Source organism: Umezawaea sp., assembly GCF_036375055.1.
In the GTDB taxonomy this organism is placed as follows: domain Bacteria; phylum Actinomycetota; class Actinomycetes; order Mycobacteriales; family Pseudonocardiaceae; genus Umezawaea.
On the sequence record NZ_DASUSQ010000139.1, the window covers coordinates 21,333 to 45,585 of the forward strand.

The window sequence follows — 24,253 nt, forward strand, 5'->3', positions numbered from 1 at the left end:
CGCCTACTTTACGGAAATCCGGCCCGCGTCGAGGACGAGCGTGCGGTCCGCCGCCTCGTGCACCAGGTCGTGGTGGGTGGCGACCAGCACGGCCGACCCGGCGTCCGCGGCCCGGCGCAGCACCCGCACGGCCGCGGGCGCGCTGCGGTGGTCCAGGTGCGCGGTCGGCTCGTCGGCGAGCAGCACCCCCGGTCCGGCGATCACGGCGCGGGCGAGCGCCGCGCGCTGCTGCTGGCCGAACGACACCTCGGCCGGGTAGCGGTCGCCGAGCCCGTCGATGCCGAGTTCGGCCATCAGCCCGTCCACCGCGTCGGCGACCGGCTCACCGCGCCGCTCGGGGTCCAGGCGCAGCGGCAGCGCGATGTTCTCGGACAGGGTCAGCTCGCCCGAGAGCCCCAGCGCCTGCGGCAGCACCGCGCACAGCCGCCACGCCGGGGGAGTGGCCAGCGACCGCCCGCACACCGCGACCGTGCCCCTGTCGGGCTGGTCGAACCCGCACAGCAGGGTGATCAGCGCGCTCTTGCCCGACCCGGACGGACCGGACAGCGTCACCAGCTCACCCGGCTCCACCGCGAGGTCGACGCCGCGCAGCACGTGCACCGCGCCGCTCGGGTGGTCGAACGACCGGTGCACGTCCTCGGCCCGCAGGCTCATGCCAGCACCCCGTCCCGGAGCGTGAAGCAGGTGTCCGCCAGCGCGATCAGCCTCGGGTCGTGCGAGGCGACCACGACCGGGACGCCGCGGCGGGACAGGTCCACGAGGGTCTCCAGGACGAGGTCGGCGGACGCGGCGTCGAGCTGCGAGGTCGGTTCGTCGGCGAGCACCACGGTCGCGCCGCGGGCGAGCGCGCAGCCGAACGCGAGCCGCTGCTGCTGACCGCCGGACAGCGCCGTCACCTTCCAGGTCGCCGTGCCGGGCAGGCCCAGCTGGTCGAGCAGGTCGTCCACCCGTTCGGGTCTGCCCGCGGACTGGGCCGCCGCGCGCAGGTTGTCGCCGACGGTCAGGTGCCCGATGAGGTTGTCGCCGGGGTTCTGGAACACCAGCGCCACGTCGGTGCGCCGCAACGCCCGCCGCGCGCGGTTCGACAGCGTCGCCGTGCCTGCCCCGCGCAGCTCGACGTTGCCCAGCGTCGGCCGCTCGACCAGGCTCAGCACGCGCAGCAGCGTCGACTTGCCCGACCCCGACGGCCCGGCCAGCACGGTGATGCCGGTCGACGGCACGTCGAGGCTCACGTCGGACACGGCCGTCACCGAACCCGCGGGCGTCCGGTAGTCGACGCCCACCTCCACCAGCCTCAGGACGTGGTCAGCCACGGATCAACTCCCCGATTCGAGCGGCCCGAGCGGCCCGCAGCGCGATCCACGCCGCGGCCACGACGACCAGCGCGCTGCCGACCGCCGTGGTGGCGAACAGCGGGAACAGGTTCGGCAGGACGGGCCCCGGCGCGAGGCGCGGCGCGGGGTCCAGTCGCGGCACGGCGAACCCGGTGCCGATCGCGCCCGCCGCGCCGCCCACGACGACCGCGAGCCCGGTCAGCGCGCCGAGTTCGACCAGGTGGCTGCTCAGCAGCGTGGCCGGGCTCATGCCCATCCGGGTGCTCAGCGCGCCCGCGACGGCGTTCTGCCGCCTGCGCACCTCGATGGCGAGCAGCAGCGCGATGGCCGCCACGATCGCCAGCACACCGCCGATGGCGGTGACGAACGTGAACGTCCACCGGATCGTCAGGAACGGCAGCCCGGAGATCGCCTTGGAGCGCTCCTCGACGTTGCGGTAGCCGATCTCGGCCTCCTGCAACGGCCGGACCAGGTCGACCGCCGACTTCGACGACCACAGGTACCAGGTGTTGACGTCCTCGACCGAGGCGACCCGGTCGATCGGCACCACGTACCCGGAGGTGCCGATCTTGGGGAACGACGGGAGGCCCGCGGCGGGGTTGAGCGGCGGCAGCCCCGGCAGCAGGACCTCGCGGTTCGGCGTCGCGCCGATCCTCAGCGGCTCGGTCAGCCTGGCGCGCAGCTCGTCGGGATCGGTGGACCCGAGGTAGGCGCCGTCGGTGAACGTCGCCGGGTCGACCACCAGCGCCGTGCGCTCGTACTGGCTGCTGACGCCGACGACCGTGGTCGAGCCGCGCAGTTCCGCGGGCAGCTCCCGCGCGCCGGTGACCAGGTCCGTGCTGATCTGCACCACGCTGTTCGCGCCCGTGTAGAAGCCGGACTTGTCGTCCAGCGACGCCTTCTGGGCGCCCGCCACGGTGCTGCCCACGGCGATCGTGCCGATGGCCAGGACGCCGACCAGGAGCACGCCCGTGACGGGACCGGCGGTCGCGGCGAGCCTGCGGACCGCGATCTGCGCGGCGGGCAGGTGCCACAGCGACAGCCGGTGCGACAGCCGCAGCAGCACGCGCGACACCCTCGCCGCGAGCAGCGCCGTGGTCAGCACGACCAGGAGCGGGAACGCGAGCGCGGCGGCGTCGATCCGCGGCAGCCCACCGATCTTCAGCGGCGTGGACAGGCCGCTGCCGAGCAGGCGCTGCCAGGCGAGGAACGCCAGCGCGCCGGTCGCCAGCTCCCACGGGACGGCGGCGAACACCCGCCGCGCCCGGCCGCTCGACGGACGGCCCTGGAAGGCGCGGTGCGTGCGGAACGCGGCGACCAGCCACGTCACCGCCAGGCTCGCGAGCACCGCGACGCCGACCGCCGCCGCGGCCGTCGGCACCGTGCCGGGTTCCAGCGAGGTCGACGGGGCGTAGACGGGGAGCAGCAGCCAGGCCACGCCCAGACCGGCGGTGCCGCCCAGCAGCAGCGGCAGCCCCAGTTCCAGCACGGCCCGACCGCCCAGCGCCGCGGGGCCGGAACCCCGGCACCACAGCATCCGCAGCTCGGTGTGGCCGCGCTGCACCCAGCCCGACGTCACCGTGGCGACGCCCGCGAGCCCGATCAGCAGGCTGATCAGGGTCAGCGGCAGGATCGCCGAGCGGACGTTGCCGATGGTCGCCCGCGCGTTCTCGACCACCAGCGGCAGCACCACGTTGCGGCGCAGCCCCTGGTTCGCCCGGTCCAGCACCGCGGTCCCGCGCTCCAGCAGGGCCTGCGCCTGCGCCGCGGTGGCCGGGGTCTCGGTGGGGAAGCGGACGGTCATGCCGACGCCGCCCGCGGTGACGCTCTCCGGCAGGTCGAGGAACGCCTGCCTGCTGGGCGTCCAGACCACGGCGCTGGTCACGTCGGTGTTCTTGTCGATCGGGTTCGGGATGACGAACTGCCGCTCGGTGCACCACCACTGGTCGAGCGGGTCGTTGAGGTCGGCGTAGACCGCGGTCACCGGGGGCAGCCGTCCGCCCATGCCGCGCTGCCCGAGCTGGAAGCCGTCCACGGTCCTCGTCAGGCTCAGCGGTACCCACAGCCCGTCGCGCGACCCGCCTTCGAGGACCTGGAGGCGGTCGAGCGCGCCGTCGCGGTAGCCGAACCTCGCGAACGTCTCGGCGCCGCCGAAGTCGGTCCTGCGCACCTCGGTGTAGGTGCCCGTCAGGACTTCGGCCCCGCCCGCGGCCTCGGTCGCGATGTCGATGACCTCGTTCACCGACTGAAGCGGAACGGGTCGCTTGGTGTTCTGGTCCAGGCCGGGGTGCAGCAGCTGGTCGCAGAGCCGGTCCGCCTGGTAGGCGACGGCGGCGCTGCCGGAGGCGGAGGAGTGCAGGACGGCGGCGGCCACCACGAAGCTCAGCAGCAGCGACGTCACGACGCTGACCAGCAGGGTCAGCGGGCTGGAGAGCGCGGCTCGGGGGGCAGCGCGCCACGGGATCTGCACTTCGGCACCCTATACGTCGGATGTTCGGTCGGAGGCGTTTTGGCGCCGAGCCTTGACAGTGGTCAGATGGTCTAGTCCAATTCCGGAAAGACCACCTGGAGGCCGCCACCACTAGGAGGACGAATGTCACGAGTGCTGGCCGCCAGGGTGGCGGCGGTGGTGACGTTGATGCTCGGCGCGGTGCTGGTGAGCCTCGCGCCCGCGTACGCCGCGGGTGTCACGGCCACCTTCACCAAGACGTCGAGCTGGGAGACGGGCTACACCGCCCAGTTCGTCGTCGAGAACGACACCAGCACGACGGTGTCGAGCTGGAAGGTCGAGTTCGACCTGCCCGCGGGCACCACCGTGGGCGCGTACTGGGACTCGTTGCAGACCAACGGTTCCGGCCACTACACGTTCACCAACCGCGACTACAACGGCACCGTGGCCCCCGGCGCCGCGGTGACCTTCGGCTTCAACGTCGCGGGCACCGCGAGCCCCGCCAACTGCAAGATCAACGGCGCTGCGTGCACCGGCGGCACGACCCCGCCGACCACCACCAGCACCACGACGACCACCACGACCACGACCACCACGACCACCACCACCCCGCAGCCGCCGGTGACCGGCCTGCCGAAGAAGGTGCTCGTCGGCTACCTGCACGCCAGCTTCGCCAACGGCTCCGGGTACATCAGGATGAAGGACGTCTCCGACGACTGGGACATCATCAACCTGTCCTTCGCCGAACCCACCTCGGCCACGTCCGGCCAGCTGCGGTTCAGCCAGTGCCCCGTCGCCGAGTGCCCGAACGTCGAGTCCGAGGCCGAGTTCATCGCGGGCATCCGCGCCAAGCAGGCCGCGGGCAAGAAGGTGCTGATCTCCATCGGCGGCGCCAACGGCCAGGTGCAGCTGTCCACGACGGCCGCGCGCGACGCGTTCGTCAGCTCCGCCTCGGCCATCATCGACAAGTACGGCCTCGACGGCCTCGACGTCGACTTCGAGGGCCACTCGCTCTCGTTGAACGCCGGTGACACCGACTTCCGCAACCCGACCACGCCGGTCATCGTCAACCTGATCTCCGCGCTCAAGACGCTGAAGGCCCGCTACGGCGCCAAGTTCGTGCTCACCATGGCGCCCGAGACGTTCTTCGTCCAGGTCGGCTACCAGTTCTACGGCGGCCAGGGCGGCGCGGACAGCCGCACCGGCGCGTACCTGCCCGTCATCCACGCCCTGCGCGACTCGCTGACCCTGCTGCACGTGCAGGACTACAACTCCGGCCCGGTCATGGGCCTGGACAACCAGTACCACTTCATGGGGGCGGCCGACTTCCACGTCGCGATGACCGACATGGTCCTCGCGGGCTTCCCCGTCCGCGGCGACACCACCAGGGTGTTCCCCGGCCTCCGCCAGGACCAGGTCGCCTTCGGCCTGCCCGCGAGCGTCAACGCGGGCGGCGGCTTCACGACGGTCGCCGAGACGCACAAGGCGCTGGACTGCCTGACGAAGGGCACGAACTGCGGGGCCTACCAGCCCAGGGCCGTGTACCCGAACCTGCGCGGCCTGATGACGTGGTCGATCAACTGGGACAGGTTCAACGGGTTCGAGTTCTCCAAGGCCAACAGGGCGTACCTGCCCCGATGACCGCCACTGCCGGGTGGTCCCCCCTCCCGGCATGGGCACCGTCGGCCGGGGAGCGGCTCAGCCGTTCTCCGGCCGATGTCCGGTCGCGCCGCGCAGCAGGGACCGGACCGCGGCCCCGTGCACCAGCCGGACCGGCAGGAAGAAGAGCCTGCCGAACGGGTTGTGGAACCCGACGGCCGTCCCGACCGTGAGCCGTCGACCGTCCGGGGAGACGTGCACACCGACCCGGAAGTCCAGGTGCAGACCGTCCACCCCCAGCACCACCTCGGTGTCGGTGCGGGCCAGCTCCGGGAACGGCACCCCGCGCTCCCCGAACCCCAGCGCGCCCACCAGCAGCCGGAACGCGGGCGGCGGTGCGGCGAACAGCCTGTCCACCCACGCGCGCGGGTCCGCGGAGGAGCCTTCGGGGAGGTCCGCGGAGTGGGCGTCGGCGTAGTCGACGCGGGGGAGAGCGGAACTCGCGGGGGTCGGCACGGGCACGGCTCCATTTCGCTCACCTGCGGGGCAGACCCGGACGGTAGCCGCCGTGGTCGCGGCCGGTGCCGGGGAGGTGCCGCGCACGATCAGCGGGCGGGGCTCGCGCGGACGTTCGTCGGTGCGGTGGTGGATGTCGGCGTGGGTGCTTCGGCGTCGCGGGGTGGTGGTGGATGTCGGCGTGAGTGCTTCGGTGTGCGGTGCGGTGGTGGGTGTTCGTGTGAGTGCTTTGGCGTCGCGGGGTGGTGGTGGATGCCGGCGTGAGTGCTTTGGCGTGACGGTGCGCGGTGGTGGGTGTTCGTGTGGCTGCTTCGGTGTGGCGGTGCGGTGGTGGATGTCGGCGTGGGTGCTTCGACGTGACGGTGCGGTGGTGGATGTCGGCGTGAGTGCCTCGGTGTGGCGGGGTGGTGGTGGGTGGCGGCGTGGGTGCCTCGGCGTGACGGTGCGGTGGCGGTCGGCGCTGGCGGCGTGGCCCGGTCGGTCACGGCACCGTCGTCGACCGGACCCCTCCTGCGCGGAGCGTTCTCGGCGTCGGACGGCGGTCCGCACCGGTCGAGGGAACCCCGGCACCCCCGTGGTGCGGGGGTGTGGTGTCGACTCAGGACGCCCGGCGCACGGCCTTCTCCAGCTCGGCGCGCTTCATCTTGGAGCGACCGCTGATGCCCAGCGCCTTGGCGCGCTCGACCAGTTCGGCCTTGCTGAGGTCGGACAGGGAGGGCTGCTTCGCGCGGGTGCCCTCCACGCTGCGGCGCAGCGCCTCCATGAGGTCGACCACCTCGGTCGCCTCCGGCGGTTCCGCGGCGGACGCGGTCTTCTTGCCCGCCCGCTTGGCGCGCAGCAGCTTCTCCACCTTGGCGGTGTAGGTGTCGCGGTACTCCTCCGGCCGCCACGGGCCGCTCATGGACTCGATGAGGGCCGTCGCCATGGCGACCTCCTTGGGCTTGGCGCGGTCGCCCGTCGGGAGTTCGTCCAGCACGTCCGCGGGGTCGCGGATCTCGTCGGCGAAGTACAGGGTCTCCAGCGCCAGCAGGTCGCCGTCCGCGCGGATCGCGGTCAGGTACTGCTTGCCGCGCATGACGAACGTGGCGATGCCCGCCTTCCCGGTCTTCGCCAGCGCCCGCACCAGCAGGCGGTACGGGCGGACGTACTCGGACTTCGCGGGCCCCAGCCAGTAGCTCTTCTGGAAGTAGACGGGGTCGATGTCGTCGAGGTCCACGAACGCGTCGATGTCGATCGTGCGGGACCGGCCGGGCGCGATGTCGTCCAGCTCCTCCTGCTCGACCACGACGTACTCACCCCCGCCGACGTCGTGGCCCTTCACGACGTCGGCGTAGTCGACCTCCTCGCCCGTCCGCTCGTTGATCCGCTGGTTGCGGATGCGGTCGGACGTGCCGCGCTCGAACTGGTTGAAGTGCACGGTGTGGTCGCGGGTCGCGCCGTAGAGCGCCACCGGGATCGTGACCAGCCCGAAGCTGATCGCTCCACTCCAGATCGCCCGAGCCATCGCCGCACCCTCCAGTCACCGGGAACCGCAGGTCGGGTACCACCGACGACAACACCTCAACCCCGTGGGCGGCCAGGGTCCGGGTTGCGCGGCGCACGGACGGCCGAATCGGGGACCCCTCCGCCACCGCGTCGGCGCGGCGGACCGGCACCGCACGCGGACGCGTGCACAATGACCCCGACGTGCCGCCCCTCCGACGGGGTGGAAGACTCTCCCACCGCCCCGCACCTCAGGTCGGCGCATCCCGTGCGGGCCAGCACGAAACGCGGGGCCAGAACGAAACGCAGGGCAGCACGAAACGCGGGGCAGCACGGATCACCGCGCGGTCCCAGTCGGAGCCCGGCGGTGCAGCCGTTTCCGGGCACGCTGAAGACACCCGCCGAGGTGGCGTTCCACCCGACGACGGCGGAACAGACCCGCCGGGGTGGCGTCCATCCGGCCGCGGCGCGCAACGGATCCGCCGCGATTGCGGAACGAACCCACCGAGGTAGCGGCAATCCAGCCCCGTGCGGAACAGGGTCCACCGAGGTAGCGGCCATCAGGCCTCGTGCGGAACAGGGCCCACCGCGGACGTCACGCCCGCTGATCACCGGCCGAAGTGCGGCTGCTCATCCCCTTCGACCGCCTCATGCCGCGCGGCGGATCATCACCTGCCCCGACCCGCAGTGCGCGCACACCGTGCGCGGCACGACCCGGTCGACCAGCAGTCGCCGCGAGTCCTCGAACGTCGGCACCGCCTTGCCCGGCACGAGCAGCGAGTCCAGCGCCTCGCGCCAGCGCTCGGCCTTCGCCCGCGCCCGCTCCACCGGGTCTTGCAGGTGGGCCCGCGCCCGCGCCCGCGACTCCTCGCGCGCCTCCTGGCCCGCCTGCCCCAGCGGGACCCTCTCACGCGGCTCGTACAGCTTCGCGTTGCGCCGGTGCACCCGCCACCACCGGCCGAACGGCACGCCCGGCACCGGTGGCTTCGCCCGCTGACCGCCGCTGCCGGACCACGCCCGCAGCCGGGCCCTCAGGAACTCGTGCGCCTCCTGGTCACGGCCGCGCGGCCTGCCCTGCCACGACCCGTCCGGCCGGTGGTCGACGGCCGCGAGCACCGCGTCGACCGACCACTCCTCGGCGAACCACGGCACCAGCACCGCGCGGACGGCCTGGCGGTCCGCGTCCACCCAACTCGCGCGCAGGCACACGGCTTCGACAGCCGTGTCGATCTCGGAATCGGTCTCGGGGATGACACGGCCGGGCCACTGCCTGGGGTCTAGCCTCACCCGCATCGCACGCTCCTCTCGGCTCGCCAACACCAAAAACGAACACCTGTTCGAGATGGTGCCGGTGAGCACCGACAAAAACGGGCGCGATGAGCGGCCCTGTGGGCCGTGTCAAGCTCGACACGCGGGCCGAAGGTCCCGATCTGGGCTTCTGAGCTGCGGTTTTGTCTCGGGGCGGGGCGCGGAAAATTTCTTCAAGATTTTTTCGGTGATCGCCGCACCGGGGCTTCCGCAGCCGGGGGATTCCAGGTCAGGCGGGTCGTCCGGCCCCGGCCGACGCGGTTCGCCGGAACTCGCTCGGATTGGTGCCCCTGACCCGCTTGAACGCCGCGCTGAACCCGAACGGGTCGGAGTAGCCCACGGTGCGGGCGACGTCCGCGACGGTCGCGGCCTGCCGTTCGACCAGCAGGTCCGCCGCCAGCGTCATGCGCCAGCGGGTGAGGTAGGTCAGCGGCGGTTCGCCGACCAGGTCGGCGAACCGCTTGGCCAGCGTCGAGCGGGACACCCCGGTGCGGTCGGCCAGCGACGCGACCGTCCACGGGGCCGCCGGCTCGGCGTGCAGCAGGCGCAGCGCCTGGCCGACCACCGGGTCACGCTGGGCGGCCCACCAGGCCGGTGGCGCGCCGCCGGGCCGGTCGAACCAGTCGCGCAGGATGCAGACCAGCATCCAGTCCAGCAGCCGGTCGAGCACCACCTGCTGGCCCGGCGTGTCGACCGCGACCTCGGCGGCGAGGTGGTCCAGCACGGCGTCGGCCGCGCCCCCGGCGTCCACGCGCAGCACGACGGGCAGCGCGTCCAGCAGTCGGCGGCTGATCTCGCCGCGCACCGGGTAGGCGCCGACGATCAGGGTCGTCGCACCGCGCACGACACCGGCGTCCCCGCAGTCGTCGGCCCAGCCGAGCCGGTGCCGGGTCCCGCCCTGCTCGGGCGTCGCGCAGTGCTCGCCGCACTCGATCGGGTCGGCCAGGGTGCCGACCTCGTCGACGAAGCGGAACGTCGAGGGGCCGCGCACGACGATCGTCTCGCGGGCGCGCAGCGGCTCGGGCAGGCCGTGCTCCGGCACGATCCAGCCCGACCCGGTCAGGACGGTGCAGAGGGTCAGCGGCGCACCGTCCACGAAGTGCAGCGCCCAGGGCGGGGCCAGGGTGGTGCTGCCGAACAGCGAGCCGTGGGCCCGCACCCCGCGGATCAGGTCACTGAAGGCGTCCACCCCACCGACCTTAGACGAATGGACAGGCAATCCGGCTTCTCACCCATGGGCTCGTCCGAACCGGACGGGTTGACTCGACCCCATGAGCAACGACACCACCCTGGTTCTCGGCGCGACGGGCAAGACCGGTCGCCGTCTCGCCGCCCGGCTGCGACTGCGCGGCACGCCGGTGCGCGCCGCCTCCCGGTCGAGCCGGACCCCGTTCGACTGGTCCGACCCCGGCGGCTGGGACGACGCCCTGCGCGGTGCCGCCGTCGCCTACGTGGTGCCCCCGCGCGTGCCGGGTCCGGTGCACGAGTTCGTGGCGCGCGCCGAGGCCGCCGGGGTGCGGCGGCTGGTCCTGCTGTCCGGGCGCGGCGCCGACACCTGGGGCGACTCGCCGTTCGGGCTGGACATGCGGTCGGCCGAGGACGCCGTGCGCGCCTCGGCGCTGGAGTGGACCGTCCTGCGGTCGTCGAACTTCGCCCAGAACTTCGACGAGGACGTCTTCCACGCCCCGCTGGTCGCCGGGGAGCTGGCGCTGCCGTCCGGGTCGGTCCCCGAGCCGTTCATCGACGTCGAGGACGTCGCCGACGCCGCCGCCGCGGTGATCGGCGAACCCGGTCGGCACGCCGGGGCGGTCTACGAGCTGACCGGACCGCGCGGGATCACGTTCGGCGAGGCCGTCGAGATGATCTCCCGCGCGTCCGGGCTGCCCATCGCCTACCGGCGGATCTCCCCGGACGAGTACACCGCGGCCCTGGTCGCGCAGGGGGTCGGGCAGGAGGACGCGCACCACGTCGCCGAGATGTTCGTGCTGATGGAACGCGGGCTGATCGCCGCGACCACGGACGACCTCGCCACCGTGCTGGGCCGGGCGCCCCGCACGTTCGAGGACTACGTCGTGCGGGCCGCCGCGGCGGGAGCCTGGCGGCGCTGACCACCCCCGGCACGACCCGAAGGAAGGACTGCGATGAGCACCGACACCGGTTCACTGACGGCCGAGGACCTGGACTTCCTCCGCCGCCCCCTGCACGGGTTCCTGACCGTGGCCGCGGGACCGCTCCCGCCGCAACCCCGGCCGGTGTGGTTCGAGGCCACCGCCGAGGGCACCATCCAGCTGTTCACCGACCCGGACTCGCTCAAGGTGCGCCGCCTGCGCCGCGACCCCCGCGCCTCGATCGTCGTCGCCGCCCCGGTGGGTGAACGCGAGCGCTGGGTGTCGGTCGCGGGCCGCACCACCGTGGAACCGGGTGGGGCGCACGAGCTGTGCTCGCGCCTGGCCGCCCGCTACTGGGACCTCGACGAACCCCACCGCGCCGACGACCTGGCCGGACTGCTGGCCCTGGACCAGGTCCGCCTCGTCATCCACCCGGACTCGGTGAACCGCTACACGGCCTGAAGCCCCGGTCAGCCCGGCGGCAGCCCCTCGGGGTCGTAGGCGCAGGCCGCGTTCCACAGCAGGAACGAGGTCGCGCCCGCCTCCGCCGCACCCTCGACCTGCGCGCGCACCTCCGCCGGCCCGTACTGCTTGCCGAGGGAGAACGCCTGGAGCCAGGGTACGACCACCGTCCCGGAGCCACGGGTCACCGCCACGAAGTCGGCGACCGAGTTCCGGACGATGTCGTGGGGCTGCCCGTCGGGGTCGGCGACGCCGTACTCGCCCGCACCCCAGTGCGACGGGTAGACCATGGGCGCGACGTAGTCGACCCGCGCGGCCAGAGCGGGGATGTCCTGGGCGACGTCGGACCCGCTGCGCGCGGCGATCCCGAACACCGACGCGCCGACGAACGCCCCCTTCGGCCGCACCGCCGCGCGGGACTCGCCGAGGAAGTCCGCGATGGACAGTTCGGGCGTCGTGGTCAGGCCGGGGAACCGCATCCGGGCGAGCGGGCCGTCGGGGCGGCGGACGTAGTCGTAGAGGACGTCGTCGAACCCGAGCGAGGCCGCCTCGACGGCGAGGTCGATGTTGTAGGCCCGCACCTCGGGGTGCGCGAAGTTGGTGAACGCGTAGCCGCCGTAGCCCCCGGACCACGGCGTGCCGTTCTCGTCCTGCACGACCTGGTCCTTGGCGCCGCTCTCCCACGCCGCCCTGGCCAGGACGGGGTCGCGGAACGCCACCAGCCTGCCGACGACCCGCACGCCCATGTCGTGCAGCTGGGCGATCACGGCCCCCGCGTCGTAGGTGCTCGTGCCCGCCCCGATCCGCTTCGCCAGCGGCACCTGCGAGTCGTAGCCGATCTCGCCGCTCTCGTCCTTGACGTCGAGCTGCACGGTGTCGATCCTCTTCTCCCGCACCAGTTCCAGGACGGGGTCGCGCAGCGCCTGCGACGCCCACGCGCTCGCGCTCATGTGCACGGCCCTCATACCGGGGTGCCGGGCGGTGACCCGCAGGTCGTGGTGCCCGGCGTTGCCCGCCCTGTCCACGGCCTCGATGCGGACCTGCTCGGGCACGGCGGTGAGGGAGGCGCTGAAGGACCCGTCGGCCTCGACGGGCACGCGCTGCTCGTCGACCAGCACCGACTCGGCCCCCTCCGCGGTTCCCGCGACGGTGACCGGCCCGCGCAGCGACACCGCGTCGACAGCGTCGGCAGACACCGTCGGGGCCGTGTCGTCGACGGTGAACACCCGCTCGGTGCTCGTGCCCGGCAGGAACGGCAGGGCGTTGGCCACGTGCACGACCAGCCGGTGCTCCCCCTCGCCCAGGTCCACCGCCTCCGGGGTCAGCCGGTCGCCGTCGCGGCGGGTCGGCACGGCCGCGCCGTCGATCGTCACCTCCACCGAGTCGAGCGCGTCGGCGTCCTCCGAGCTGATGGCGAGCCTGCCCACGTCGGGGGAGCGCACGACCGCGCCGTCCTCGATCCCCTGGACCACCAGGGCCGTTCCTCTGCTGTGGACGACGCTGGTGCTGGTGGCGGCCACGGCCGTGACCGCCATGGCCACCGCGACGATGACCACACCTCGTGTGCTGACGGACGGTGAAACGCTCATCGCGGTCTCCGTGGTGCTCCGGGAAAACCGGACTACCCCGTGCTCGACGTGGCGGAAACCCGACCGCGCGCGGTCGACCGCAGTGGGTGACGTCGCCGAACGGAAACGGCGGAAACGTTGACAGCCCGTGAAAGTCAACCGCAACGCGGCCACACGAACGGGTGGCACGGTGCTCGGGCAGGATTGCGACCGTCGAACGCAGGCTATTCCTCGGCGACGCTCGACCCGGCTGGCGGACCACCGGGCCGGAAGCTCGTCGTCAGGGAGGAAGCCCATGCGCACCAACGCCCAGCGCGGTCTTCTGGAGGAGTCGACGGCACCTCCACCACCCCGCTTCCCCGTCCGCCTCCGCGGGTACGACCCCCGTTCGGTCCACGGTGAACTCGCCGCGATCGAGGCCGAAACCCTTGCCGCTCGGGCGAAGCACGAGGAGGCGGTGCTGCGGATCAGGGCCGCGGCGGCCGAGCTGGGGCGCGTCCACGCGACGCTGCACGAGTACGAGTGGCTGCACGCCGAGAACCCGACGCGCGAACCCCTGGCGTGCTACGTGCGCCACCTGGTGTACGTGGCGACGCGCGAAGCGCGGTCCATCGAGGAGGACGGGCGAGCCAGAGCACGCGCCACCGCCGAACGCGGTGAGCGGACGCTCGCCGCGCGCCGGGCCGAACTGGCCGAGGCCCACCGGGAGGGCGTGCGCCGGTTGGAGGACGCGGCGCGGCAGGCCGCGCGGCTCGTCGACGCGACGGTGCGCGACGTGGCCGACCTGGCGGGCGCGCTCGCCCACCTGCGCGCGGCCTCCACGGCCGGGGCGGGCTCGTGAGCCGCGCCGAGTGGCCCGTGGCGCTGCGGGAGGTGTTCGCGGCGTCGCAGCCCACGCTGCCCCTCCGGTTCCGGGGCTACGACCGGCTCGCCGTCGACGAGGCTCTCGCCGACGCCGCGGCGCGGAGGGAGGCCGCGGTCGAGGAGGCCGAGGCCTACGCCGACCTGGCGTGCGTCCTGGACGGCCAGCTGGCGGAGGCGCGAGCGGCGCTCGCCGAGTTCGACCGGCTGCACGCGGGGGAGGAGGTCCGCTCGGCGGAGGACGCGCACACCCGCGACGTGGTCGGGCGGGCGCGGCAGGACGCGCTCGCCGTGGTCGAGGACGCCCGTCGGGAGGCCCGCCTGCTCGTCGCGCGGGAGCAGCGGGCCGTCGCGTCGAGGGCGGGGGCGCTGGAGGACGAGGAACGGGACGGCAGGCAGCGGCTGGCGTCCTCGACCGACGCGGCGGGCGACGTCCTGCGGGCCGCCGCGAGCGGGTGCGCACGACTGCTGGCCCGGTTCGCCGAACGGCAGCGGGTGCTGGAGGAGTGGACGCGGGAGTTCTCCGGCCTGCTCGACGTGCTGCCGTCGTTCCGGGGGACCGTCGGCATACCGCGGAGCAGGAGGCCGGAGGAGGTCGGCGGTCTGCGGACCGAGGTCGAACTGGACGCGGAGGGCGCCCAGTGACCGGCGGTGCGCTTCGGCAAGGTCGAACAATTTCCGCGGAGCGTTACACGATCGTGTAATCGATTTGGTCGCCGATCGCGGGGAACGGTAATTTCCGTCGCGACCGTCGAAAGGCGTGGTGTTCGGAACCGCTGTTGTCGTCGCGTTGTTCCGTCCACGTCGCGTGGAATACTATCGTGAGGATCCTCCGTTGCTCAAGAAGATCGGGACCGTTGTCGTCGCCACGGCCGCTGGTGTGGTCATGCTGGGCGGAATGGCCTCCGCCTCGGAGGGCGACTGCGGTGACGCGTGTCGCGCCGACGGCACCGTCGGCCAGGACGGGAGCGTTGACCAGGGCCAACGCCGGCAGGTGGGCCTGGTCAACGTGAACGGCACGAGTGTGGCCGAGAACGTCAACGTCGTCGGCGCGATCTGCGACAACGAGATCAACGCCCTCGGGGTGCAGGTGTCGATCAAGAACGTCCTGAACGGCGCGGCGGTGCCGGTCGCGGCCCCCGGCTACCACGAGACGGTCAGTTCCTCTCCCGATTTCTGCGCGATGTCGGGAAACCTCGACGACTGAACTCGACGATTCCCCGGAGCGTTGTGCGCGGATTCGTCTACCAGCAGTGTCGGAACCGATCCTGCCGCACGATCGTGCGAGCCGGGGCCGGGAGTTCGACCAGGCCCCGTGCGCGGACCGCCCCGAGGCCGGTGATGCTGCCCGGCCAGGGTCCCCGGCGCGTCGGGGATCGCGGGGCAGGACCTTCGTGACCAGGTCGACGGGTGGGTGAGCTGGCCGCAGATCACGCGACGGCTTCTCCTGTGGATCGTCCTCTGTGAGAGGAAAACGATCTCAACGGGAGCAGCCGTCGCGCCTGTCCGGGACCTTTCGGAATCGGAGCGCGACGCTCCCGGTGGATTCCCCTCCAGGCATCACGGGTGGGGCCAGGGGTTGGCGGTGCACACCTTCCCGTCGGCCTGCTCCGCGTTCCCCCCGGTGATGCGCGTGAGCTCGTCGTTGGCGGTGCTGAACGTCTGCTGCATCATCACCGGCGCGGGGCTGCCGTGGGCGTCGCACGGCTCGTGCGGGTGGCCGAGGAAGTGGCCGACCTCGTGGTTGACCATGTACCGGCGGTAGTCCGCGAGGTCGTCGAACGCCGTCGCGCCGCGCGTCCAGCGAGCCGCGCTGAGGTGGACCACCCCGCCGATCCGGCACGAGGTGTCGAACGGCAGCTCGAACCCGCACAGCTCGCGCGCCGTCCGCTGGGCGGTGAGCCTGACCCGCAGGTCGGGTTCGCCCGCGTCGATCCGGCGGAACGCCGTGGCACCGCCCGCGGTCCACCCGCGCGGGTCGTCCAGCACCTGCTGCACCACCGTGCCGAACGCCGCGTCGCCCTCGGCCGTGCGCACCCCGTCCTCGACCTCCACGGTGAAGGTGTGCGCCGCCGCGTTCCCGGTCGCGCCGCCGCCGGGGACCACGTGCCAGGTCCCGTACCCGAGCGTGGGCACGGGAGGGCCGTCGGGCAGGTCCGCGCCGGACGGGCGGACCCGCACCGCGTCCGGTGTCGCCGACGCCGCCGGGGCCTTCGAGGGCTGGGTGCGAACGGTGATCAGTTCGTTGGTGGGCAACGACCGCGGTTCCGCGTCGCCGGAGGCCCCCGCCAGCCGCATGGTGGTGATCGCGGCCAACGACAGCGCGCAGGCCGCGGTCGTGCACACGATGTTCCGGACGTGCGGTTTGCCGAGCACCACGAGTCATCTCCCCGAAAAGGACGTCACCGGTCATCGGTCCGGTGTGTCCATTCTGCTGAAAGCGGGAGGAGGATGTGCGGTTCGCAACGATCATTCACCTGTAACGGTATTACCCGATCGTGAATTCGGTGGATTCTACGACGTTCAGGCCTGGACCGAGACCCGAAACGGTGGTTTGGGGCCTCGGGAGCACCTTTCCGGGCGAGCGTGGCGGATTGGGGGTGCCGCCCGCTCCCCGGCGTCGTACGGTCCGGACATGGTGGCGTACCTCAGGGTCTACGAACTTCCGTTCCTCGTGGAGTGCGAGGACGTCACCGTTCCGGACATGACGGACGCGGTGCGGGTGTGGAGCCACCGCGGGGAGCCGGTCGTGTTCACCGTCGGCGACGGGTTCACCTTCGTCGTCAACTTCCACCTGCTGCCCGTCGTGCTCATCACGGACGTCACCGGGATCACCAGGGACGAGGACGGCGAACTGGCACCGGTCGTCCGGGTGGCCCTACCGCCCGTGTTCATCGACGGCTGCCGGTCCGAGCTGAACGGTGAGCACCTGGTGTGACGCGCGTTCTCGCGAGAACCGGTTCCGCCGGTTCCCGGCGCGCCGGGAACCGGCGGCGAGCCGTTCGGCTTCGCCCTTCCCGCGGCGGTGGGTCCTGTTCGGAACGCCGGGGGGACGGGCCGTCCAGCACGATGTCGGCCGCCCTGCCCACGGCGGTCCGGTCGCCCCTGGCGTCGACCGGCGCCCTGATCGGCAGGTAGACCTCGTCCACCGTCGCGTCCGCGCGCACCTCACCGTCCCGCTGGGCGCGGGACACCCCTCGACGGCGTCGCGCACCGCGGTGGCCGAGGCCTCCACGCGGTCGGTGAGCCCCGTCGGGCCCGCGGGGTCCTCCAGCAGCGCGACGAGCGCGAGCTTCGCCGGAGCGCCCGAGAACGTCTCCCGGAACACCGCCCCGGCCCCGCCGCCCTCGCCCCGCGCCCGCGCCGTCCCGGCGAGCAGCGCGGGGTGCCGGACGACCGCGGCCTCGACCAGTGCCCGCTAGGTGGGGAAGTGCCGGAGACGGTGCCGATCCCGACACCCGCCCGGCGCGCGACCGCCTCGGTCGAGCCCGCGCCGCCGGACTCGCCGAGGACCTCCACGGTGATCGCGACCAGGTCGACGTGCTGGCCGGGTTCCACGCCGAGGGCACCGACGTGCGGCACCCGATGGCCCCGCTCGGCGACACCCCGCTGCTCACCCGCGACGCGCTCCGGCGGCACTTCGCCGCGGCGGCGTCGGCGGGCCTGGCGGGCTTCCGCGTCGAGGACGTGCGCGTCCACCGCACCGCCGACCCCGAGGTGGTCGTCGGCGAGTTCACCCACCGCGGCGACGGGGACCGGGCCGTGCCGGGCGTCATCGCCCTGCGGGTCCGAGAGGGGGTTCGTCGTCGAGTCGCGCGACTACGTCGACCACCTCGGGCTCGCTCGTGCCGCGAACGCGCTCGACGCCCTCCGCGCACGGCTGACGAGCGCGGAGATCACCCGCGGACCTTCGGAACCCCGGTGCTCAGCGCCACCAGCCGGTCGTAGGAACCGTTGAAGACGTTCTGGTCCAGCGGCGTCGAGGTGTACTGCCAGATCGTGTAGAACTCCCACGCGTACGGCAGTTCGCCCACCGAGTCCGAGTACCTGGCGACCCAGAGCGGGTTGGTGGAGCTGAAGTCGCCCAGGTTGCCGGTGCACTGGGCCCACCAGTGCGTCGAGGTGTAGATCACGGGCCACCGACCGGTGCGCGCCGCGTAGGTGTCGCTGAAGCTCAGGATCCAGTCGACCATGGCGCTGCCCGCCATGCCGTAGCAGGTGTCGCCGTACGGGTTGTACTCGATGTCCAGCACACCCGGCAGGGTCTGGCCGTCGGCCGACCAGCCGCCGCCGTTGTCGATGAAGTAGTGCGCCTGGGTCGCGCCGTCCGACCGGTCCGGCAGCGCGAAGTGGTACGCGCCGCGGATCATGCCGACGGCGTAGGCGCCGGTGTACTGCGAGTCGAACCACGGGTTGAGGTAGCCCGTGCCCTCCGACGCCTTGACGTAGGCGAACCGGTTGCCCTCGTCCCAGTGCGCGGCCCAGTCGACCTCACCCTGGTGGCTGCTCACGTCGATGCCCTGGACCGCGCCGTCGGTGGACACCCGTGGAACGGCCGTCGAGGAGCGGTCGGTCCCCTCGTGCTTGGCGATCTGCGAGCCCGCGTAGTGGTCCGCCGATCCCTCCGGCAACCGCGCCTCGGCGGTCGCGCGGACGTGGACCGGGACCAGGACCCCGATCACCACCGTCACGACGGTGGTCCGCGTCGCCCACCCCTTCCACCCGCGTGGTGTCGACATGGCTTCCCCCGTCCTCGTGCCCGCCCGGTCGGCCGGGCGGTGCGGCGACTGCTTCCGCGCAGCGGCTACCCCCGATCCGCCGCGGGAAAAACGCCTGTCCGCCCGGTCAACCCGTGCGTGGAGCGAAACACGAAATTTCTGCACGCGCAGTGACCGCGCTCGCTTTCCGCCGTGGGGGTCTTGCCCGATCGAGTGTGCCTGGCCAAACCTCGTCGAACCCTTTTCCGCTCATGAGGTGAATTCCCGTCGGAGGGCGGCGGTGAAAACGAATTCGCGTTCGACGGGCCTCGCCGGGTGGGTGGGCGTCGCCTTTCCGGGATCACGGTCGCGGGTGTTCGGGCACCGGGTCCGGCGGCGGCGCGGGCACCTCCAGGGAGGCTCGGGCCGCCAGCAGTTCGGCACGCCCCTCCAGCAGGCCGTTGTCGGCGCAGAAGTGGCCGAAGGCGCGGCGGACGTGCAGCAGCGCGTCGGCCACCACGCCGCCGGGATCGGTGCGGGCGAGCGCGGCGAGCTGGGCCTGCACCGGCTTCGTGGTGCTCACGAAGACCCGCAGGACGCGGTTCACCAGCTCGCCGGGGACCGGTCGCGGAGCGGCCGGGTCGTCCAGGTGCCGCAGGGGTGCCGCGGCGGCGTCCAGAGCCGTGCCGAGAACCGCGACCGGATAACCGAATTCGGACTTCAACCACGTGGTTTCACTGCTCATGCGACCAGCGTAGGAGGATTCGCCGGTCGTCGCGATAACGCGATTCACGTCGGCCGGAGGAATGCGGAAGCATGGTGACTGGCGGTCAACAGGTCACTCAATTCGGTGAAACCGACGGTGGCTGGCAGACAACGTCAGTAATCAGCGCCTACGGTCGACGGACCGATCTGTTCGACGACGAGGAGACGCCCAGGTTTCCGGTTGGTTCCAGGCATTCCGCAGTGGAGGTCCACGATGGACGACGTGGTGTCGGCAGGGTTCGCCCAGATCTCCCGGCGACGCGGAGCGACCGTGCTCACGGTCGCGGCCGAGGTCGACATGGCCACCTCGGGGGTGCTGCGGTGGGTGCTGTACGAGTTGCTGGGGGAACGGCCCGCGACGCTCGTGCTCGACCTGCACCGGGTGGGTTTCTTCGGCTCCAGCGGGACCAACGCCCTCATCGGCGCGGTCCACCGCGCCGAGCGGCTCGGGGTCCGCTTCGTGGTGGCCGCCGACAAGCGCGCCGTGCTCCGCGTCCTGGCCGTCACCGGGGCCGCCGACCTGGTCGCGGTCTACGGCTGCGTCCCCGAGGCGCTGGAGGCGTTCGTCCCGCGACCCCGCGCCGGTGCCGGGCTCCGCGTGCCCTCAGGGGTGAGGTAGATCGCCGTCGCCGTGGAGGAGAGCTGGGGCGAACCGACGTCGCTGACCGTCCGGTGCGGGTTCCTCGCGGGCGCCGTGATGGTCACGGCGTCCGGGGAGCTCGACCTGGACACCGTGCCGGAACTGGAGCGCCGGGTCGCCGCGGCGCTGGAGGCCGCGACCGCGTGCACCTCCGCGACCGTGGTCGTGGTGGACCTGACGTCGGTGTCCTACCTGGACTCGTCCGGGCTGAACATGCTGGTGCGGTGCCACGAACTCGCCTGCCGCCACCACCTCGCCCTGCACGTCGTGGCGTCGGACCGCCGCGTCCTGCGGCCGATCCACGCGACGGAACTCCAGCACGTGCTGCTGCTCTACCCGACCACGGCCGAGGCGCTGGCCCCGCCGACCACCTGACCGGGCAGCAGCGCCCACGCGGACTCGCCGCCGTCCGGGTCGGGGAGCACGCCCCAGCCCGAGCACAGCCGGTCGAGCAGCGTGCTCGCCCGGCTCGGGCAGAGCGGCGAGGACCGCAGGGCGGGCGCGGGCTCCGCGCGGCCGACCTCCACGAGCACGTCGCCCAGCGACGACGACAGCCGCAGCACCCTCGGCCGGTCGCTGTGCGCGTAGGTGTTGGCGACCAGTTCGCTCGCCACCAGCAGCACGTCGTCGACGAGGAGGCCGTCGAACGCCGAGGAGCGGCAGTGCTCGCGCAGGGAGCGGCGCACGGCGCCCGCGGTGTCGTGGTCGGCTATCCGCAGTTCCCACGGGATCGGAGCGCCTGCGTGCCGGAAGGTCGGCTGTCGCGCGTCCATGGCGTTCCTCCCGCGGTGAAGGGGTTCTACGGGGCGGGTACCCGCCGCGGGCGGTGCGAGACGTTCCGTCCAGGGGGAAGTGTGCGCTAGGGAGCTGGTTTCCACCCGAGCGCCGGACCCAGCTCCGCGGCGATGTCGGTGAGGATCTGCACGTAGTCCTCGTGCTCGAAGGTGAACGGCAGGGCGAACGCGACCTCGTCGACCTCCTGGAACCCGGCGTGCGCGTGCAGGCGGTCGGCGATCTCCCGCGCCGGGCCCACCAGGTCGGGCGCGAACAGCAGGCGGGCGGGCCCCTGCGGGGTGGCGGTGCGCGGCAGCCGCTTCTCCGCGTAGGCCTCGTACCTGGCGCGCTGCTCCGGCGACGCGCTGTCGGTCGGGATCACCACGAGCCCCTGCGAGACGCGGGCCCGGTCGCCGTCGGGGTGGTGGGAGCGGAACTCCCGCACGTGCGACCGCTGGATCTCGGCGAAGTCCTCGGACTCCTCGGCCTTCACCACGCTGCTGGTGAGGAAGTTCATCCCGTTCTCCCCGGCCCACCGGGCCGAGCGCAGGCTGGCGCCGCCGTACCACATGCGCCGCCCCAGGCCCTCGGAGTGCGGCTGCACGCGGTCGGAGAACACCTCGAAGCCCTCGACCCCGCTGAAGTCGGTGGCGGCCTCGCCGCGCACGAAGTCCAGCAGCCGCCGGACGCGCTCGTAGCCGAAGTCCTCGACGTCGGCGGTGTCCGGGTACAGCGCCCGCTTGACCCGCTCGTAGTGCATCGGCGGCCCGACGCTGACGCCGGGGTTGAGCCTGCCGCCGGACAGGACGTCGACCGTGGCCAGGTCCTCGGCCAGGCGCAGCGGGTTCTCCCAGCCGACCGGGATCACGGCCGTGCCCAGTTCGATGCGCGAGGTCCGCTGGGTGGCCGCCGCGAGCACGGCGACGGGGGAGGAGATGCCGTGCTGGAGGTGGCGGTGCCGCACCCAGGCGCTGTCGAACCCCAGCCGCTCGCCCAGCTCGATGATCTCCAGCGTCGAGTCGTGGCCCCTGCGCGGGTCGGCCGCGTCGAACAGGCCGATGGTGAGGAAGCCCAGCTTCCGCAGCGGTTCCGAGGTGCGTGGCACGCGGGCTCCTTCGTCGTCCGGCGAACGTCGTGATTGTGGCAGGCGGACGGTCGAGGGGTCGGTGACGTGCCGCGCCGCGTCCACTGGTCGGGAACGCCGATGTCGCACCGGGGTGCCGGGTGGTCCGCTCCGCCGGCCGGTGCGGTGGGCGCACCGGCCGGGCGGGGGAGCCTCAGGTGGAGAGGGTGGCCACCGGGTCCACGCCGTAGGTGCGGGCGTAGCCGTTCTCGGTGCCCACGAACAGGTCCACGACGTCGAAGTAGCGGTCCCAGAAGGGGGTTTCGCGCAGCGCGTCGACCAGGAGCTGGTAGGCGGCGTGGTCGTCCGCCTCCCAGACCCAGATGTCGGTGACCCGCGCCGAGTAGAACTCCGTGTCGTAGAAGCGGGACCTGACGCCGCGGGTGCGGGCCTCGACCACCGGCACGACCTGCGTGGTGAAGGCGTGGACGCGTTCGGCCACGGTCATCGCCAGCCACTCGGGCGTGGTCTTGACCAGGATGAACGCGGTGACCGGCGACTCGGTCCGCTCAGCTGGCACCGACGGCCTCCGGTGCGGTGAGGACGGCGGGCTTGAGGGTCTCCGCGCACCACCGCGCGAACCCGGTGCCGGGCCGCGCCCCCGGCTCGCGGACGACACCCGCGTCCAGGCCCTGGTCCTTGGCGCGCTTCATGCCGACCACCCCTTCGACGAACGCCGGGTCGAGACCGTGGCCGAGCAGGGCGGAGCGCAGGTCGTCGAGCGCCTGGCGCCGGTAGCGGACCGGACGGCGCAGCTCCTCGGTCATGACGCGGGCCAGGTCCTCGGGCGACAGGTCCTGCGGGCCGAGCACCGGCACGCTGTCGACGCCGGTCCACGAGCGGTCCAGCAGCAGCTCGGCCGCCACCGCGGCGATGTCGGCGACGGCCACCAGCGGGGCCGCGCGGTCCGCGGCGACGGTGTCGGTGAAGACGCCGTCCTCGCGGATCGAGTCGACCTCCTCCAGCAGGTTCTCGAAGAAGGACGGGCCTGCCAGCGCGCGGTAGGCGACGCCGGAGCCCGCGATCAGGTCGTCCACGGCGAGGGTGGCGGTGACCAGCCCGGCGCTGTCGGCCTGCGGGGTGCCCCGGCCGAGGGCCGAGACGCCGACGACGTGGCTGACGCCGTGGGCGGCGAACGCCTGCGCCGCGGGACGGGTGAAGCCGCTGTACGCCTCGTCCGGTGGGAGCGAGCCGTTCGGCGGCACCAGCCAGAACACGGCGTCGGCCCCGGCGAAGGCGCGGTCGACGGTCGCGGGGTCGCCGTGCGAGCCGGTGACCACCTCGACCCGTCCGCGCACGGCCTCGGGGAGCCGGGCGGGGTCGCGCACCACGACGCGCAGCTCCTCTCCTCGGGCGGGCGCGGCCTCCAGCAGCAGCGGCAGCAGCCGCCTGCCGATGTTCCCGGTGGGTGCGGTGATGACGATCATGGAACCTCGCGTTCTGCTTCGGGTCGGTGTGACCTCGTCATCGTGTGGACACCACCGCTTTTGCCACAATGGGAACTTCAGCATCAGATCATTGCCTGAAATGGAACAACGCTGATGAGCAGCCCGGACTCGAAGCTCGACGCCAACCTCGCCGTCGCCCTCGACGCCCTGCTGACCGAGCAGAGCGTCACCAGGGCCGCCGCGCGGCTGCACACCTCGCCCGCGGCGATGAGCCGCACCCTGGCCCGGCTGCGCAGGCTGCTCCAGGACCCGCTGCTGGTGCGGGCGGGGCAGACGATGGTGCCCACGCCGCGCGCCCAGGTGCTCCGGGGCGAGGCCGCGGCGGTGGTGCGCGACCTGGCGGCGCTGCTCACCCCGAGCGGGAGGGTCGACCCCGCCGCGCTGCGGCGCACCTTCACCGTGCAGGCCTCGGACGTGGTCGGCGCGGCGCTGGCACCGGGGCTGCTCGGGCTCGCCCGCCGCCGGGCGCCGGGCGTCTCGCTGCGGGTGCTGTCCGAGGAGTGGGAGGCGGGCCCGGCGCTGCGCGAGGGCCTGGTCGACCTGGAGATCGGGATCATCGACCACGTCGACCCGGAGACCAGGGTCGAGGAACTGGTGACGCTGCGGATGGCGGCGGGCGTCCGGGCCGCGCACCCGCTCGCCGAGGGCCCGCTGACGCCCGCCGGGCTGGCCGCGGCCCAGCACGTGGCGGTCAGCCGCCGGGGCCGCTTCACCGGCCCGCTGGACACCGCCCTGGCCGGGGTGGGGCTCCGCAGGCGGATCGGTGTCGTCCTGTCCGGGCACCTCGGGGCGATGGCGCTGGCCGCGGTCGAGGACGTCGTCTGCCTGGTGCCGACCGCGCTGCCGGGCGAGCCCCCGTCACCGCTCAGCGACGCGGCGCACTCGCTGGGGCTGCGGCTGCTGGACATCCCGCTGCCGTTGCCACCGCTGACGATCGGCATGGCCTGGCACCCGCGCCACACCGCCGACGGGGCCCACCGGTGGCTGCGGGACGCCGTGCGCCGGGTGCTCCGCCCGGCCGGGGAGGAGTAGGGGGAGCGGCCGAGCCGGTCGTCGTGGGTCTGGTGGAGCGGGTGGCGGGCACCGGCCACCCGCCCACCTCTACGCGAACGGTGCCAC

General features: G+C 73.0%; 26 protein-coding genes. 11 read left to right on the forward strand and 15 right to left on the reverse strand.

Features of this window, described 5'->3' with window-relative positions:
- Positions 1-3: 3 nt before the first annotated feature.
- From VFZ92_RS34445 to VFZ92_RS34455, 3 genes are read right to left on the reverse strand one after another with little or no spacing between them, the layout of a single operon-like run.
- The gene (locus VFZ92_RS34445) at positions 4-654 is read right to left on the reverse strand and encodes an ABC transporter ATP-binding protein (protein WP_330880779.1); all 651 of its coding nucleotides are present in this window, start codon (positions 652-654) and stop codon (positions 4-6) included.
- Positions 651-1,313: an ABC transporter ATP-binding protein gene (locus VFZ92_RS34450; protein ID WP_330880781.1), complete on the reverse strand. Its 663-nt coding sequence runs from the start codon at positions 1,311-1,313 to the stop codon at positions 651-653. The genes VFZ92_RS34445 and VFZ92_RS34450 overlap by 4 nt, the downstream gene beginning before the upstream one ends.
- A complete protein-coding gene (locus VFZ92_RS34455) occupies positions 1,306-3,804 on the reverse strand; it encodes an ABC transporter permease (protein ID WP_330880783.1) in 2,499 nt (832 codons plus the stop codon). The genes VFZ92_RS34450 and VFZ92_RS34455 overlap by 8 nt, the downstream gene beginning before the upstream one ends.
- Positions 3,805-3,927: 123 nt before the next feature.
- On the opposite strand from VFZ92_RS34455, the gene VFZ92_RS34460 reads away from it, so the two are divergent.
- Complete coding sequence (locus VFZ92_RS34460) at positions 3,928-5,424, forward strand: chitinase (protein WP_330880785.1); 1,497 nt, start codon at positions 3,928-3,930, stop codon at positions 5,422-5,424.
- 57 nt (positions 5,425-5,481) lie between these two features.
- On the opposite strand, the gene VFZ92_RS34465 is transcribed toward VFZ92_RS34460, so the two are convergent.
- From VFZ92_RS34465 to VFZ92_RS34480, 4 genes are all read right to left on the reverse strand, one after another.
- Positions 5,482-5,898, reverse strand: coding sequence for a DUF2867 domain-containing protein (locus VFZ92_RS34465; protein ID WP_330880787.1), 417 nt, complete (start codon positions 5,896-5,898; stop codon positions 5,482-5,484).
- A 598-nt stretch (positions 5,899-6,496) separates the two neighbouring features.
- Positions 6,497-7,402, reverse strand: coding sequence for a Ku protein (locus tag VFZ92_RS34470; RefSeq protein ID WP_330880789.1), 906 nt, complete (start codon positions 7,400-7,402; stop codon positions 6,497-6,499).
- A gap of 626 nt (positions 7,403-8,028) precedes the next feature.
- Positions 8,029-8,673: a hypothetical protein gene (locus VFZ92_RS34475; RefSeq protein WP_330880791.1), complete on the reverse strand. Its 645-nt coding sequence runs from the start codon at positions 8,671-8,673 to the stop codon at positions 8,029-8,031.
- A 244-nt stretch (positions 8,674-8,917) separates the two neighbouring features.
- On the reverse strand, positions 8,918-9,877 hold the full coding sequence (locus VFZ92_RS34480; RefSeq protein WP_330880793.1) for an AraC family transcriptional regulator: 960 nt from the start codon (positions 9,875-9,877) through the stop codon (positions 8,918-8,920).
- Positions 9,878-9,959: 82 nt separating this feature from the next.
- Here VFZ92_RS34480 and VFZ92_RS34485 point away from each other — a divergent pair, with 82 nt between their 5' ends.
- Together VFZ92_RS34485 and VFZ92_RS34490 are read left to right on the forward strand one after the other, a co-directional pair.
- Positions 9,960-10,796, forward strand: a complete 837-nt coding sequence (locus tag VFZ92_RS34485) for an NAD(P)H-binding protein (protein WP_330880795.1) — start codon at positions 9,960-9,962, stop codon at positions 10,794-10,796.
- 33 nt (positions 10,797-10,829) lie between these two features.
- Positions 10,830-11,258 carry a pyridoxamine 5'-phosphate oxidase family protein gene (locus tag VFZ92_RS34490; RefSeq protein WP_330880797.1) on the forward strand — a complete coding sequence of 143 codons (429 nt, stop codon included), beginning with the start codon at positions 10,830-10,832 and terminating at the stop codon, positions 11,256-11,258.
- Between the two features lie 8 nt (positions 11,259-11,266).
- Here the strand turns inward: VFZ92_RS34490 and VFZ92_RS34495 are convergent, their stop codons facing one another.
- Entirely contained in the window at positions 11,267-12,847 is a 1,581-nt protein-coding gene (locus VFZ92_RS34495; protein WP_330880799.1) for a putative glycoside hydrolase, read from the reverse strand.
- Between the two features lie 274 nt (positions 12,848-13,121).
- Here VFZ92_RS34495 and VFZ92_RS34500 point away from each other — a divergent pair, with 274 nt between their 5' ends.
- From VFZ92_RS34500 to VFZ92_RS34510, 3 genes are all read left to right on the forward strand, one after another.
- The gene (locus VFZ92_RS34500) at positions 13,122-13,667 is read left to right on the forward strand and encodes a hypothetical protein (RefSeq protein WP_330880801.1); all 546 of its coding nucleotides are present in this window, start codon (positions 13,122-13,124) and stop codon (positions 13,665-13,667) included.
- Complete coding sequence (locus VFZ92_RS34505) at positions 13,664-14,332, forward strand: hypothetical protein (RefSeq protein WP_330880803.1); 669 nt, start codon at positions 13,664-13,666, stop codon at positions 14,330-14,332. Before VFZ92_RS34500 ends, VFZ92_RS34505 begins: the two co-directional genes overlap by 4 nt.
- Before the next feature lie 190 nt (positions 14,333-14,522).
- A complete protein-coding gene (locus VFZ92_RS34510) occupies positions 14,523-14,894 on the forward strand; it encodes a hypothetical protein (protein WP_330880805.1) in 372 nt (123 codons plus the stop codon).
- 353 nt (positions 14,895-15,247) lie between these two features.
- Here the strand turns inward: VFZ92_RS34510 and VFZ92_RS34515 are convergent, their stop codons facing one another.
- A complete protein-coding gene (locus VFZ92_RS34515; protein ID WP_330880807.1) occupies positions 15,248-16,066 on the reverse strand; it encodes a DUF3152 domain-containing protein in 819 nt (272 codons plus the stop codon).
- Positions 16,067-16,322: 256 nt separating this feature from the next.
- Between VFZ92_RS34515 and VFZ92_RS34520 the strand changes: the two genes are divergently transcribed.
- Together VFZ92_RS34520 and VFZ92_RS34525 are read left to right on the forward strand one after the other, a co-directional pair.
- Complete coding sequence (locus tag VFZ92_RS34520) at positions 16,323-16,625, forward strand: hypothetical protein (protein ID WP_330880809.1); 303 nt, start codon at positions 16,323-16,325, stop codon at positions 16,623-16,625.
- 473 nt (positions 16,626-17,098) lie between these two features.
- On the forward strand, positions 17,099-17,635 hold the full coding sequence (locus tag VFZ92_RS34525) for a hypothetical protein (RefSeq protein ID WP_330880811.1): 537 nt from the start codon (positions 17,099-17,101) through the stop codon (positions 17,633-17,635).
- Here the strand turns inward: VFZ92_RS34525 and VFZ92_RS34530 are convergent.
- Positions 17,584-18,426, reverse strand: coding sequence for a lysozyme (locus tag VFZ92_RS34530; RefSeq protein ID WP_330880813.1), 843 nt, complete (start codon positions 18,424-18,426; stop codon positions 17,584-17,586). The two genes, VFZ92_RS34525 and VFZ92_RS34530, sit on opposite strands and share 52 nt — an antisense overlap.
- Positions 18,427-18,745: 319 nt before the next feature.
- Entirely contained in the window at positions 18,746-19,129 is a 384-nt protein-coding gene (locus tag VFZ92_RS34535; RefSeq protein ID WP_330880815.1) for a hypothetical protein, read from the reverse strand.
- Between the two features lie 234 nt (positions 19,130-19,363).
- Between VFZ92_RS34535 and VFZ92_RS34540 the strand changes: the two genes are divergently transcribed.
- Positions 19,364-19,768 (forward strand): STAS domain-containing protein, encoded by a 405-nt coding sequence (locus tag VFZ92_RS34540; RefSeq protein WP_330880817.1) that lies wholly within the window; start codon positions 19,364-19,366, stop codon positions 19,766-19,768.
- Positions 19,769-19,780: 12 nt separating this feature from the next.
- Positions 19,781-20,164 (forward strand): STAS domain-containing protein, encoded by a 384-nt coding sequence (locus tag VFZ92_RS34545; RefSeq protein ID WP_330880819.1) that lies wholly within the window; start codon positions 19,781-19,783, stop codon positions 20,162-20,164.
- On the opposite strand, the gene VFZ92_RS34550 is transcribed toward VFZ92_RS34545, so the two are convergent.
- The 4 genes from VFZ92_RS34550 to VFZ92_RS34565 all read right to left on the reverse strand — a co-directional run bounded on the left by VFZ92_RS34550 (position 20,122) and on the right by VFZ92_RS34565 (position 23,113).
- On the reverse strand, positions 20,122-20,562 hold the full coding sequence (locus tag VFZ92_RS34550; RefSeq protein ID WP_330880821.1) for a hypothetical protein: 441 nt from the start codon (positions 20,560-20,562) through the stop codon (positions 20,122-20,124). The two genes, VFZ92_RS34545 and VFZ92_RS34550, sit on opposite strands and share 43 nt — an antisense overlap.
- An 86-nt stretch (positions 20,563-20,648) precedes the next feature.
- Positions 20,649-21,668, reverse strand: coding sequence for an LLM class flavin-dependent oxidoreductase (locus VFZ92_RS34555; protein ID WP_330880823.1), 1,020 nt, complete (start codon positions 21,666-21,668; stop codon positions 20,649-20,651).
- 172 nt (positions 21,669-21,840) lie between these two features.
- A complete protein-coding gene (locus VFZ92_RS34560; RefSeq protein WP_330880825.1) occupies positions 21,841-22,206 on the reverse strand; it encodes a darcynin family protein in 366 nt (121 codons plus the stop codon).
- Positions 22,196-23,113, reverse strand: a complete 918-nt coding sequence (locus tag VFZ92_RS34565) for an NAD(P)H-binding protein (protein WP_330880827.1) — start codon at positions 23,111-23,113, stop codon at positions 22,196-22,198. The genes VFZ92_RS34560 and VFZ92_RS34565 overlap by 11 nt, the downstream gene beginning before the upstream one ends.
- Before the next feature lie 114 nt (positions 23,114-23,227).
- On the opposite strand from VFZ92_RS34565, the gene VFZ92_RS34570 reads away from it, so the two are divergent.
- Positions 23,228-24,166: a LysR family transcriptional regulator gene (locus VFZ92_RS34570; protein ID WP_330880829.1), complete on the forward strand. Its 939-nt coding sequence runs from the start codon at positions 23,228-23,230 to the stop codon at positions 24,164-24,166.
- Positions 24,167-24,253: the final 87 nt, after the last annotated feature.